12 protein-coding genes and 1 pseudogene are annotated in these 13,172 nt (G+C 66.5%); 11 read left to right on the top strand and 2 right to left on the bottom strand.

Annotation, left to right across the window (positions count from 1 at the left end; genetic code table 11):
• The first annotated feature begins 10 nt into the window (after window positions 1–10).
• The 3 genes from GXP39_10585 (at window position 11) to GXP39_10575 (ending at window position 3,916) form a co-directional block, all read left to right on the top strand.
• A complete protein-coding gene (locus tag GXP39_10585) occupies window positions 11–1,657 on the top strand; it encodes a hypothetical protein (protein NOZ28482.1) in 1,647 nt (548 codons plus the stop codon).
• Between the two features lie 145 nt (window positions 1,658–1,802).
• Window positions 1,803–2,495: a response regulator transcription factor gene (locus tag GXP39_10580; protein NOZ28481.1), complete on the top strand. Its 693-nt coding sequence runs from the start codon at window positions 1,803–1,805 to the stop codon at window positions 2,493–2,495.
• A gap of 2 nt (window positions 2,496–2,497) precedes the next feature.
• Window positions 2,498–3,916 carry a HAMP domain-containing protein gene (locus tag GXP39_10575; GenBank protein NOZ28480.1) on the top strand — a complete coding sequence of 473 codons (1,419 nt, stop codon included), beginning with the start codon at window positions 2,498–2,500 and terminating at the stop codon, window positions 3,914–3,916.
• A 27-nt stretch (window positions 3,917–3,943) separates the two neighbouring features.
• Here GXP39_10575 and GXP39_10570 read toward each other — a convergent pair whose 3' ends face one another.
• Window positions 3,944–4,597 (bottom strand): hypothetical protein, encoded by a 654-nt coding sequence (locus tag GXP39_10570; protein NOZ28479.1) that lies wholly within the window; start codon window positions 4,595–4,597, stop codon window positions 3,944–3,946.
• A 400-nt stretch (window positions 4,598–4,997) separates the two neighbouring features.
• Between GXP39_10570 and GXP39_10565 the strand changes: the two are divergent.
• From GXP39_10565 to GXP39_10530, 8 genes and pseudogenes are all read left to right on the top strand, one after another.
• Window positions 4,998–5,231, top strand: a pseudogene (locus tag GXP39_10565) (PspC domain-containing protein).
• A 168-nt stretch (window positions 5,232–5,399) separates the two neighbouring features.
• Window positions 5,400–5,714 (top strand): PspC domain-containing protein, encoded by a 315-nt coding sequence (locus GXP39_10560; GenBank protein ID NOZ28478.1) that lies wholly within the window; start codon window positions 5,400–5,402, stop codon window positions 5,712–5,714.
• A 270-nt stretch (window positions 5,715–5,984) separates the two neighbouring features.
• Entirely contained in the window at window positions 5,985–6,515 is a 531-nt protein-coding gene (locus tag GXP39_10555) for a hypothetical protein (protein NOZ28477.1), read from the top strand.
• Window positions 6,516–6,540: 25 nt separating this feature from the next.
• Window positions 6,541–6,759, top strand: a complete 219-nt coding sequence (locus GXP39_10550; GenBank protein ID NOZ28476.1) for a hypothetical protein — start codon at window positions 6,541–6,543, stop codon at window positions 6,757–6,759.
• A gap of 193 nt (window positions 6,760–6,952) precedes the next feature.
• Window positions 6,953–8,620: a flagellar biosynthesis protein FlgM gene (locus GXP39_10545; protein NOZ28475.1), complete on the top strand. Its 1,668-nt coding sequence runs from the start codon at window positions 6,953–6,955 to the stop codon at window positions 8,618–8,620.
• Between the two features lie 219 nt (window positions 8,621–8,839).
• Entirely contained in the window at window positions 8,840–10,363 is a 1,524-nt protein-coding gene (locus tag GXP39_10540) for a YifB family Mg chelatase-like AAA ATPase (GenBank protein ID NOZ28474.1), read from the top strand.
• A gap of 376 nt (window positions 10,364–10,739) precedes the next feature.
• Window positions 10,740–11,090 (top strand): DUF433 domain-containing protein, encoded by a 351-nt coding sequence (locus tag GXP39_10535; protein ID NOZ28473.1) that lies wholly within the window; start codon window positions 10,740–10,742, stop codon window positions 11,088–11,090.
• A 3-nt stretch (window positions 11,091–11,093) separates the two neighbouring features.
• A complete protein-coding gene (locus tag GXP39_10530; GenBank protein NOZ28472.1) occupies window positions 11,094–11,447 on the top strand; it encodes a hypothetical protein in 354 nt (117 codons plus the stop codon).
• Between the two features lie 67 nt (window positions 11,448–11,514).
• Here the strand turns inward: GXP39_10530 and GXP39_10525 are convergent, their stop codons facing one another.
• Entirely contained in the window at window positions 11,515–12,813 is a 1,299-nt protein-coding gene (locus tag GXP39_10525; protein ID NOZ28471.1) for an MFS transporter, read from the bottom strand.
• Window positions 12,814–13,172: the final 359 nt, after the last annotated feature.

Raw genomic sequence — 13,172 nt, 5'->3', positions numbered from 1 at the left:
CGCCCTCGTCGTGATCCTGCTCATCCTGGCCGGCGCATGCACCCCGGCAACCCAGGCCCTGGCGCAGCGGGGGCCTGCCGGCTCCGTGGCCGTCTTCGTGGTGGACGCCTGGACGGGACAGCCCCTGCCCAACGCCACCGTGAGCCATCTGTTCCACGGAGAGAACACGCGCACCCGCGCCAACGGCCTGGCCGTGCTCCCCACGCCCGATAAGGGAGACGGGTTGATGGTGACCCACATCGGATATGCACCCATCGCCCTGCCCTACACCGAACAGCCCGTGGTGATCGTCCGGCTGTGGCCTCGCCAGCTATCCGGCCGCGTCATCGATGCGACCACTCAGCAGCCGCTGGCCGGCGCCTGGGTCCACCTGGACGAGCAGTGGACCCGCACGGATCCGGAGGGGCGATTCACCCTGGAGGTGCGCGGGCCCGCCGCGCATCTCATGGTGCGCGCCGCGGGATACGCCCGCGGCCGCTGGCTGCTGGGCCCTCCCGAGCTCGCCTCGGCTCCCCCCTGGGACGCCATCCACCCGCTCCCCACCGAGGCCGAGAAGGCCCGGCTGCAGCCGGGCTCCTGCCCGAACCCTGGCTGCGTGGAGATCGCCCTGGCTCCCTACCCCGTGCACGCGTTCTACATCCCCCTGGGCCTGCTCAGCCGCCCGGCCCTCGTCGAGAAGCTGCTGGACATGGCCCAGCAGAGCCCCGCGATCAACGGCGTCGTGGTCGATGTCAAGGGAGACAAGGGCAGGCTGGCCTGGGACAGCCAAGAGCCCACCGCCATCGCAGCGAAGGCCTATCACAACGGGAAGGACTGGCTCTCACTGGAGTCATTCCTGCGGATGTGCCGACAGCGCAAGCTGTACGTCATCGCCCGCATGGTGCTCTTCAAGGATGCGCAGCTGACCGCGGCGAAGCCGGAATGGGCGATCCAACGGCCGGATGGCTCCATATGGACCGATAGCAAGGGCACTCCCTGGGCCAACCCCTTCCTGAGGGAGGTCTGGGACTACCACACCGCGCTGGCGCGGGAGATCGCCCAGATGGGCGTAGACGAGATCCAGGTAGATTATGTCCGCTTCCCCTCCGACGGGGATCTGGGTGAGATCCGCTACGGCCAGGAGAGCACGATCGAGACGCGCACGGAGGCCATCCGCCAATTCATGGAGCAATTCGCCGCCAATGTCCGCCCGCTAGGGGCCTTCCTCTCGGCCGATGTATTCGGGCTGACCGTCTGGGTGGCGCCGGAGAACGACATGGGGATCGGACAGCGGGTCGCCGATATCGCCCCCCTCGTGGACTACCTGAGCCCCATGGTTTACCCATCCACCTTTATCCCCGGCAATCTCGGCCTGGACGATCCGAAAAAACACCCCTATGAGGTGGTGCAGCGCAGCACGGAGCAGGCGATCACCCGGGTGCCCTCCGGCGTGCGCGTCCGTCCCTGGTTGCAGGCGTACGGATATTCGCTGGCGGAGATGCAGATCCAGCGCCACGCGGCCAAGGACGGCGGCGGCATCGGCTGGATGTTCTGGAGCGCCAGCGGGAGATACCCGCCCGACCTCTTCGGGCCGCTGCCCGATCTGGAGACGCTACAGGCGCAGCTCGCCCAACCGAGCGCCGCCGAGCCCCCACCTCCCCCACCGCCGGGCGACTGATCCCCCAAACGCCCCGTGGGGCGAACGGGTGTGCGATGTGGCGCTTTGGATAAGGGCTGCCTCTCCGACACACATCCGCCAAGACCCACCCCTTGTCCGATCCATGAGCGTCGGCTACAATATGCCCGGGCTCAGGAGGTACGACATGGCAGGTGAAACCATCCTGGTCGTGGATGATGAGCAACATATCGTGGACCTCGCCCGGATGTACCTGGAGACCGAAGGCTATCGCGTCATCACGGCAGAGGACGGCGAGGAGGCCCTGCGGCGCTGGAGGGAGGAACACCCCGACCTCATCGTCCTGGACCTCATGCTGCCGGAGATCGACGGCTGGGACGTGTGCCGACGCGTACGGGCCGAATCGGACGTGGCTATCATCATGCTGACGGCCCGATCCGACGACATCGACAAGATCGTCGGCCTGGAGCTGGGGGCCGACGATTACGTCACCAAGCCCTTCAATCCGCGCGAGCTGGTGGCACGGGTGCGCGCCATCCTGCGGCGCATCCAGCGAGAGGCCCAAGCCGAGACGACCTCCGTCGTGGCGGGCCCTCTGCGCATCGACCCCGAACGGCGGGAGGCCACGCTGGACGGACGCCCGCTCGCCCTGCGGACGAAGGAGTTCGACCTCCTCTACACGCTGGCGGAACACCAGGGGCGGGTCCTCAGCCGGGATCAGCTCCTGGATCTGGTGTGGGGATACGAGTTCGCCGGCGGCACGCGAACGGTCGACGTGCACATCGCCCACCTGAGGGAGAAGCTGCGCGACAGCCCCGTCGTGATCGAGACCGTGTGGGGGGTCGGATACAAGTTGGTGGTCCCTGATCAGGCGGAGTGACGATGTTCTCCTCCCTGCGCTCCCGTCTGCTCGCCTCCTATCTGGCGGTGATCCTGGTCACCCTGTTCGCCGCGGCGATCACCTTCTTCATTGCGCTGCGTCCCTATGAAAGACGCCTGGCCACCACCCAGTTGCGCACGAACCTCGGCCTCGTCATCCCCCTGGTCGAGCGCCTGTGGAACGCGGGCATGACGCCGGAGGAGATCGTGCAAGCCCTGCGGGAGGGCCGCAGCAAGCTGGGCACCCGCACCCGGGTGCTGCTGTGCGACACCCAGGGCAGGGTGATCGCGGACACGGAGGAGGGATTGGTCGGGCAGCGCTTTCCCCGGCTGTCCGATCGCCGCAGGCCCCCCAGGATCCCGTTCACGGGGCAACTGGAGGCGCAGGGGGAGAGCTTCTATTTCGTGGCCGCCTGGACGCGCTCGCAACCCTCCCGACGGCCGCTGATCCTGGCGCTGGTGGCCCCCGAACGCGGCACCCAGGTCCTGCTCAATCTCAGTCCTCAGCTCCTCTACGCGGGGGCGGCCGCGCTCCTCCTCGCTGCCATATCCGCCGCGCTGATCGCCCGATCCTTCGCCCGCCCTCTGGGGATCGTCGCCCAGGCCGCCGAGGAGGTCGCCCGGGGGAACCTGGATCTGCAGTTGGAGATCCGACAGCCCGCCGAGATGCGTCGCCTGGTGGACAGCTTCAACGCCATGACCCGGGAGGTGAAGGCGGCCCGACAGGCCCAGCGAGACTTCGTGGCGAACGTCTCCCATGACCTCAAGACCCCACTGACATCCATCCAGGGATACGCGCAGGCCCTGCTCGACGGCACGGCGAGCACGCCGGAGACGCAGCGTCGGGCCGCGTCCGTCATCTACGAGGAAGCGACCCGGATGCATCGGCTGGTGGAACAACTCCTGGAACTGGCGCGTCTGGACGCCGGGCAGATCCAGATGGCGCGCGTGCCGGTGGACTTGAGCGAGCTCCTGTCCGCGTGCGTGGATCGTCAGCGATTGAGGGCCCAGGAGCGCGGGATCTCCCTGGATCTGGACGTCCCTGACAGCCTCCCGATCGTCGGGGACCCCGATCGGCTCTTCCAGGTCTTCACCAACCTGCTGGACAACGCGCTCACCTACACGCCGGCCGAGGGTCGGGTGGAGGTCTCCGCCGAGATGGTCACGGGAGAGGAGGGAACCTGGGCCGTCGTCTCGGTGACGGACAACGGACCGGGCATCCCACCCGAGGAGCTGCCACGCCTGTTCGAACGTTTCTACCGGATGGACAAGGCGCGTCGACGGGGCGGGGGGGCCGGGCTGGGGCTGGCCATCGTCAAGGAGCTGGTGGAGGCCCACCACGGCCGAGTTCGCGCCGAGAGCGTCGTCGGGCTGGGCACGCGCTTCACCGTATGGCTGCCAGCAGAGGCCTCCTCCGCCTGAGGGACATCACATGAGAACGCCGCCGGGCTACTCCACCCCATCGCGGGGGCTCACCCGACGCCAGAATCGGGCGTCCAGGATCGTCGTGCGAAACAGGCGCTCCAACAGCGGATCGATCACGTTGAGCTCACGGCGCCGCGTGCAGTACATGGCGAAGCCCCAGGCGAAGTAAGCGCGGGGGGACCGCGCCGCCTCCTCGAGCGCATAGCCGAGCTGAAACGACTCCTGGATCCGTCGCCCCACGTCCTGCCACGGAGGGGAAAGGCCACCTCCTTCGGACAGCCACAGGCCCCTCGCGTCCCCCTGACACCCCAGCAGATGATCGAACAGCCCCGCCAGCGCCGACCACACGGCGGCCTGATCCCGCGCCACGTGCAGCGGGGAGATGTGGGCGACGTTCATCAAGGTACGCCGTTTGAGTGGAAAGGGACCGGGCTGATAATAGCTGGAGCGCCCGCCGATGACGACGTGACCGGTGGGCTGCGAGGCCCACCACCGCAGCATCTCGGCCGGCAATGGCTTCAGGAGGTCGGCCAGCGCGCGGGCGGGCGCCCAGGCGCTGCGCCCCAGACGTGTCCCCTCGAGGGCTCCGGACAGAGCCGCTCGTCCCCCCGGCTCCAGATGGATCTTGTCGCGCAACAGCGCGCGGCGCGCGGCTGCATGGGCACCGGCCGTCGTCATAGGGGCACCTCCTTCGGCGCTTTGAACTCCCCTGTCTTCCGTGTTATCATACCGGCAGCCGACTCTCCGTGCAACCCTGGAGCGCCGTCGTGCGTATTGAGAGTTGAATGCTCATAGAGCATGTCTGAGGAATCCCGTTGCTCCTGTCATGGGGAGGCTCGGAAGGGCTTCGCCAGGGGCCGAGCGAGGCAGACACAGGCCGGGAAAGCAGGGTTTCCGTGGCGGGAGTCTTTCTACACCTCCCTCATGGAGCATGCCGCGAAGGGATGTCCTCAGGCATCTGGCCGATGAGTGTTCAGATACGCTCATACATGTGAGGGATCACACGCCGTCGGAGACTGAGAAGGATGCGCGAGCAATCCGCTCACACGCTTGACAGGGTAGGTGAAGGAGAGAGGCGATGTCGATCAACGAGAGTGCAGACGAAAGAGTCGTGGTGATCGAGGAGAAGCCGGAGCCCAAGCGACTATACCGATCCCGAACCAACAGCATCATCGCCGGGGTATGCGGCGGCCTGGGCGAGTTCCTGGGCATCGATCCGGCCCTGGTCCGGCTGCTATGGCTGCTCGCCACGCTCATGGGCGGGGCGGGCATCCTGGCCTACATCGTGCTGGCGCTGGTGATCCCGGAGGAGCCGATCGAGCACGCGCGCAGGAAACAGGTCTCGCCGGGCTGGGGCGCCGGCTGGCAACGAGGGATCTACAGCACGAACGCGGGACTGCTGATTGGGCTGGCGTTGATCCTGTTCGGCGGGATCCTCCTGTTGGACAACCTGGGGCTGATCCCCGGCTTCCTGTATGACATGTGGCGCCTGTTCTGGCGTCTGTTCTGGCCGCTGCTGCTCATCTCACTGGGCATCGTGCTGGTGATCGGCCTGTCCGGGCAGACATGGCGCCAGAGGTCCGGCCGGTCATTGCGCCGCTCCCGGGATCGGATCATCGCTGGGGTGTGCGGCGGCCTGGGCGAGTACCTGGGCGTGGATCCCACGCTGATCCGGGTGTTATGGGTGTTCGCCACGCTGGTCAGCTTTGGGCTGGGCGTGCTCGTCTACCTGGCCCTCATGATTGTCATGCCGGAGCCCAACGGCTCCATTACCCGTCCTGGCGGAGGTCTCTAAGAGCGTGTCTGAGAAATGCTGTTGCCTCTGCTGTGGGGAGGCTCGGAGGGGCGGAGCCCCTCCGGAAAAAGTCCTTCTTCTGCCTTCGACCTGCCTGGCCTCGGCCTGGGCCCTTCGGGAAGGGCCGAGGAAGGCAGGCACAGGCCAGAAAAGTGGGATTTCCGTGGAGGGGGGTCCCCCTCCACACCTCCCCCTGTGAGCTGGAGTTGAGGGGGACTCTCAGACATCTTGCCGGTAAATTTTCAGACACGCTTTAAAGGGGGCGAAACGATGTCCACCCGGGAGAAGACGATCCTGCCCGGCTTGTTCCTGATCGTGCTGGGGATATGGCTCCTGTTCCGAGAGCTGGGGCTCACCGGGTTCCGATCGTTCTGGCCGCTGTTCGTCATCCTGGCGGGATTCGGGGCGTGGCACCGCTACCTGGCCGCTGGCGCCTCGCGCCGGCCGGATGATGCGTTCTGGGGAACGGCCCTCCTGCTGATCGGGTTCCTGTTCCTCCTGCGGGAGAACGCCTGGCTCGGCCCGGCCACGCTGGACTGGGCGCTCCTCTGGCCGATCTTCCCGGCCATCGTCGGGATCAGCGCCAGCGTGCAATGGCTGCTCCATCCCCGCCGATGGAGCGCCCTGCTATGGAGCCTGATGGGATGGGCAGTCGCGCTGGTGGGGTTCGCCTATACTTTCGAGATCATCCCAGGCTGGACGGTGGTCCTTCTGTCTCGGCTCTGGCCGTTGCTGCTGGTCCTGGCAGGGATCGCCCTGGTCGTGCAATCCATCCTGGAGAGCTACCGTCGCACGCTGTGATACGAGGGAGAGTGGGAGGAAACGTATGGCCAAGCTGCTCAAGTTCATCGTCGGAGTCACAATGGGCGCCGCAGCCGGGGCGGTAGCTGGACTGCTGCTGGCCCCCGCGCCCGGGCCTGAAGCCAAAGGGGAGATCCGACGCCGCATCGAGGAGGCCATCGAGGCGGGGAAGCGCGCCGCCGCGCAGCGCGAAGCCGAGCTGTTGGCGGAATTCGAAGGGGCGCGTAAGCGATCTTCCGCGTGAGCGCAGGCCGGATGCCCTCCCATGAGGACCAGCACCGTCCACGAGAACGCCCACTGACCGGCTGGGCCCTGGCGCCCGGCTGCAGACGCACGACGCAGCGCCGGCGTGAGAGCCGGCGCTGCAAATGACGTATCCTCACGCCGATGGGAAACGACCATCGCATCCAACTTCCCCGTGAAGCGGAGGTCCCCTGATGTCCTGCCCGTACCCCGCCATATGGGGCGAGGGCCAGCTCTTCGCCTTCTCCGGATATGATGGCCCCGCCTCCTGGGCGAGCGGTCTGGTGGCCAGCACCCAGGCGGATCCGGTGGGACTGCGCATCCGCCACCCGGCCGCCGCTCGCCTCTGGTTCGACGTCTCCGGGGCTCACGTGACGCCCCAGATCGTAACGGGAGACGTGCTGAAGCTGGAGGCCCCGGCGGGGCCGATCTGCCTGGCCATGGCCGACCAGCACACGATCGTGGGCTATGCTCCCATCTCCCTGCCCCCCCATCTCGCCGCCGATCCGAACGCCGGCTGGGGGATGGCGATGGCACAGGTGGAGCGGGATGGCTGCCTGCATTTCGCCCTCGCCTGCCATGCGGACGGGGAAGGGGCCGCCACCCGCCGGGCACAGGACGCGCTGGGACACGACGTGGAGCAGATCACGGCGGATCGGCTGGCATTCCTCGATCGCTGCCCGCCCCCGCCGGGCGATCTGGAGGATCGGTGGTGCGCCACGCTGGCCAAGGCGTGGTCGGTTCTGAAGGTCAACGTGTACAGCCCGGAAGGCCCGATCCCGGTACGATGGACCACGCCAGACCGCTGGCCCCATCGCCACATGTGGCTGTGGGACTCCGCCTTTCACGCGCTGGGATGGCGACACGGCGACCTGGACATGGCCTGGGAGGCGATCGAGGCCGTCCTCTCCCGCCAGCGGGAGGACGGATTCATCGCCCACATGCTGAACCCGGTGTACACATCCCACATCACCCAGCCGCCCATCCTGGCGTGGGCCGTGTGGGAAATCTACCAGATGCGCCACGATCTCGATCGGCTGGGGCGCGCCTATCCCGCCCTGTGCCGCTACCTGGAGTGGGATCTGGCACATCGGGCCACGGACGAGGACGGGCTGCTGGCCTGGCACATCGAGGGGAACCCCCTCTCCCGAAGCGGCGAGAGCGGCATGGATAACTCCCCCCGCTTCGACGGCGACGGCCCATGGGCGGCGGTAGACTTCAGCGCCTATGCCGTCGCGGAGATGCGCTACCTCTCCTGCATGGCGCAAACCCTGGGACGGGAGGAAGAGGCCAGCCGCTGGGCGGAGCGACGACGGCGGCTGGCGGAGGCCATCAACGCCCGGCTGTGGGACGACGCCCAGGGTTTCTACTTCGACCGCCGGGTAGGCGGCGACCTGTGTCCCGTCAAGGCCGTCTCCGGCTTCCTCCCCATGTGGGCCGGCGTGGCCTCGGCCGAGCAGGCGAAGCGGCTGGTGGCCCATCTGCGCGCCCCATCAGAGTTCTGGTCGCCGTTCCCGGTGCCCAGCGTCGCCCTGGACGACCCCACCCACAGCGAGGACATGTGGCGCGGCTCCACCTGGATCAACATGAACTACTTCATCATCCAGGGGCTGCGGCGATACGGCTATGCTGAGCTGGCCGAGACGCTGCGGCAGCGGACTCTGGCCGAGATCGCCCGCTGGTACGAGGCGACCGGCTGCATCTACGAATACTACGACTGCCGGGGCGAGAAGCTGCCGACCACGTTGCTGCGCAAGGGGGCCGTGGGCGCGGCCGGCGGGGCCGGGTTCGGCGTGATCCAGGATTACGGCTGGAGCGCCGCGCTCTTCATCGACCTAGTCATGAGCGTCGCCCTGGACTGAGATTCCCCCTGCAAGAGCCGATACCCCCTCACCCTCTTCTGACCCGCCCGACCTCGGTCCAGATCCCTGCGGGAAGGATCGGGAAAGCAGGGTTTCTACGAAGGGAATCTCCCCTCCCAGGAACCCTCGTGCGTTGTTGGTGAGTCCTCGCGTCCATACGATGTTGCAGGCTCCAACGCGAGCCTCACCCTCATCACAACCCTCAGGAGGCACTCTCGCATGCTGGCCCGCGTGAGCAGTTGCGCCGTCGTCGGCCTGGAAGGCGCGCTGGTGGAGGTGGAGGTCGATATCTCGCCTGGGCTGCCGGGGCTGACCATCGTCGGCCTGCCGGATGCGGCCATCAAGGAGTCCAGCGAGCGGGTACGTGCGGCCATCCGCAACAGCGGCTTCCAATGGCCCAATCGGCGCATCACGGTCAACCTAGCGCCCGCCGATCTGCGCAAGGAGGGCCCCGCTTACGATCTGCCCATCGCCGTGGGCATCCTGATCGCGACCGAGCAGGCATGGCCGGATGCGACGGACGACGCCCTGGTGGTGGGCGAGCTCTCCCTGGACGGCTCCGTGCGTCATGTGAACGGCATCCTGCCCATGGCCGCCCTGGCGCGAGAGCGGGGCCTGAGCCGGATGTTCGTGCCCATGCAGGACGCGCCGGAGGCCGCCCTGATCGAGGAGGTCGAGGTGATCCCGGTGGAGAGCCTGCCCACGCTGGCGGCCCACCTGCAGGGGTTGCAACGCATCGAGCCCTACGAGGGCCGAGTCGAGTGGGATGCCGACGACCTGCCCCCCCACGCGGCGGACATGGCCGACATCAAGGGACAGGAGCACGTGAAGCGGGCGCTGGAGGTGGCGGCCGCCGGCGGGCACAACGTGCTTATGAGCGGCCCGCCCGGATCGGGAAAGACCCTGCTGGCCCGATCGATGCCCTCCATCCTGCCGCGCATGACAATCGATGAGGCGCTGGAGGTGACGAAGATCTACAGCGTGGCCGGGCTGCTGCCGCCCGATCAGCCCATGATCCGGCATCGCCCGTTTCGGGCGCCACACCACACCATCAGCCACGCCGGGCTGGTCGGCGGCGGCCACTGGCCGCGGCCAGGCGAGATCAGCTTGGCCCATCGCGGCGTCCTCTTCCTGGACGAGCTGCCCGAATTCGGTCAGCGCGTGCTGGAAGTGCTGCGCCAGCCGCTGGAGGACCGGGTGGTGACCATCGCACGCTCCACGGGGACCCTCAGCTTCCCGGCCAGCTTCGTCCTGGTCGCGGCCATGAACCCATGCCCCTGCGGTTACTACGGAGACCCAGTGCGGGAGTGCACCTGTTCCATGGCGATGATCAGCCGCTACCAGAAGCGCATCTCGGGGCCGCTGCTGGACCGCATCGACATCCACATCGAGGTGCCGCGGGTGGAGTTTGAGAAGCTCTCCGACGATCGGCGTGGTGAACGGTCGGCGATCATCCGGGAGCGGGTGGAGGCGGCGCGAGAGCGGCAACGACGCCGGTTCGCGGGCACCGCGCTGCAATGCAACGCGGACATGGGGCCGGCGGAGATCCGGGAGTATTGCCGGATCGACGAGTCGGGGCGTAGCCTGCTGGGCGCGGCCATGCGGCAGCTACACATGAGCGCCCGCGCGTACCATCGCATCCTCAAGCTGGCGCGCACCATCGCCGATCTGGAGGGCAGCGAGCGCATCGAGACGTCCCACATCGCCGAAGCGATCCAGTATCGGCCGCGCCGGCAGACGTAACCGCGCGCCGGGCCTCAAACCTCCGCGTTCTCCGGATCCCGGATGAAGAGGGCCGTCAAGACGATGGAGATCACCCTCACGGCCACCAAGCGCGTGTTTGAGAAATGCCATTGCTTCTGCTATAGGGAGGCCTGGAGGGCGGAGCCCTCTAGAAAAAGCCCCTCTTCCGCCTTCGACCTGTCCGGCCTCGGCCTGAGTCCTTCGGAAAGAGCCGAGAAAGGCAGGTGCAGACCGGAAAAGCAGGATTTCCGTGGAGGGGGACCTCCCCCCTACGCATCCCCCTAAGGATAGCTCCGGGCGGATCGCAACCTCTGTTGACACCGAGTGGGAAGGCGTGATATATTTGGAGGCGAGATGCCCGCCCGAAATGGCAGCGATGGAGGTAAGCCGAGTGGTCCTCGCTATCACTACTGAGCCTATCCCTTTGGAGGTGGACGCCGACGGCGTCGTTCGCGTCGGTAAGACCCGGGTGACGCTGGACACGGTAGTCGCGGCCTTCCTGGAGGGAGCGACGGCTGAGGAGATCGTCCAGCAATATCCGTCTCTCGACCTGGCGGATATCTATGCCGTGATCGGCTACTACCTGCGCCGGCGCTCGGACGTCGAGGCCTATCTGCGACAACGGCAACGACAGGCAGATGCGGTGCGAAAGCAGAACGAGGCGCGATTCGACCCTAGCGGTGTGCGCGAGCGCTTATTGGCTCGGCGTGCTGGCAAGGGGTCGTGAGCCATGCTCCGGCTGGCCGCTGATGAGAACTTCAACCATGATATTATACGCGGCCTTTTGCGTCGCAAGCCCGATCTAGACATCGTCTGTATCCAGGACGTTGGGCTTTCCGGGGCAGACGACCCCACGGTGCTTGAGTGGGCAGCACAAGAAAGAAGGATCCTGCTCACCCATGATGTTACGACGATCACTCGCTATGCCTATGAGCGCGTTCGGGATGGGAAACCCATGCCTGGCGTCTTTGAGGTCAGCCGTGCGATGCCAGTCAGGGCTGCCATAGAGGACATCCTTTTGCTGGCCGAATGCAGTTTTGAAGGCGAATGGGAAGGCCAGGTACGCTATCTGCCCCTGCGATAAATCGAATCCGCTGCTCACAACCTCGGAAGCAGGGCTTCCTCCTGTAGCTGCCAGGAGAAAGCCATCCTCAAACCTCCGCGTTCTCCGGATCCCGGATGAAGAGGGCCGTCAAGACGATGGAGACCACCGTAGCCGCCAGGGCGAAGAGCCAGGGATAGGTGGGGTGCCACGTATAGAGGTACCCGCCCGCCAGGGAGGCGGCCATCAGAGGCACGGTGACGAGGTACCCCATCGCCGGCCCGCCAGTGCCTCCCCCCGCCACCCCGATCATGATGCCGCCCTGTCCGACCGCGGCCATCACCTGCCCCCGGATATCCCGAGGGACGAGATCCGCCATCAACGCCGTGCACGCCGGTATGGCGATCGCGAAGGCGACCGCGATGGCCGCCCGCACCGCCAACACGGCCAGGAAACCCTCGACGAGGATGAAGGCCGGGATCGAGATCAGCGAGATCAGCAGCGCCGTCAGCAGGGATGCGGACCGCCCCCAACGGTCGACCAACACGCCGGCCGGCATGAAGATGATGAGCTTCAGCAGCATCTCGATGAGCAGGATCAGCCCCCATTGGGAAGAGGAGAGCCCGATGTGCTCCAGCGCGTACACCACCCAGTAGGGGCTCGCCACCCCATTGATCATGAAGCTCAATATGATGACCCCCGTAAGCGCCTTCAGCGGGCGAGGGAACCGTCTGAGCAGAGCAGGAATCCCCCGATAGGCATCCTTGAGCACCCTCGGCAGATTCGATAGCCTCAGCGAATCGCCATCGCTGGGGCGCGTCTCCTTGAGGAAGCGCGCCTGCACGGAGATGTTCACCGCGTATAGGGTGAACATCACGGCGTAGAGGATCCGCATCCCCATGTCCGCCCCGTATGCCTCGATGACCACGCCCGCGATGTAGGGGGCGAAGATGGCCAGGATGCTGGAGATGGTGTTCATCGCCGCGATGCCCCGCCCCCGATCCCCCGGCGCCAGAGAATCCGCGATCAGGGCCGATCGAGCGGGAAAGAGGAACACGGCGAAGCCCTGCAACAGCGCGGCCACGGCGACCACCTGCCAGCTCGGAGCGAGCATGTAGAGCAGGACGATCGAGGCGGAATAGCAGCTCCCCAACACGATCAATCTGACCCGATTCGCTCGGTCGGCGATGTACCCGGCGATGGGGAACATGATGAGGCCGGCGAGCGGCCGCAACGAGCTCACGAAGCCGATACGCGTGGCGTCCCCGCCCAGGGCGAGCACGTAGAGGGAGACGTAAGGGAAGACCATGCCGCGGGAGAAGTTCCCCAACAGGTCGACCAACGAGAAGATCAGGATGTTACCGGACAGGAATTTGGATCCCTCGCGGAGGGAGGAGGATTTTGACATGAACCCGACCTTTGGAGCGTGTAGGGAGAAGAGCTGAACGAGCGATCACGATGTCAGCCTCGCCGCGGGCGATGTCCCGTTGCATGGGCATTATACAAGGGCGCGAGAAGTTCTTCAAGGCACAGCCCCCTTCTCCTAGGGCCATTTCAAAGTCCAACGTCCATATTGGCATACATGGCGCCTGCAGGGACGAGGCAAGGTCTCGTGTCTGTATACGCATCTTCTTGGTTTCCCTCAGCACACGACGTGGCCAGACGTACCCCACCCCCCTGTCGTCCCCCCTCCCCAATCCGCTTCGCTGGGAGGGGGGACCTGGAAGTGGGTGGTGGCGGCTGCGCAGCTCCGCTGCGCCGCCGCCA

It is taken from the genome of Chloroflexota bacterium, from assembly GCA_013152435.1.
Lineage (GTDB): Bacteria > Chloroflexota > Anaerolineae > DUEN01 > DUEN01 > DUEN01.
The sequence above is the reverse complement of the archived record's forward strand: the minus strand, read 5'-3'. Positions and strand labels throughout refer to the sequence as shown.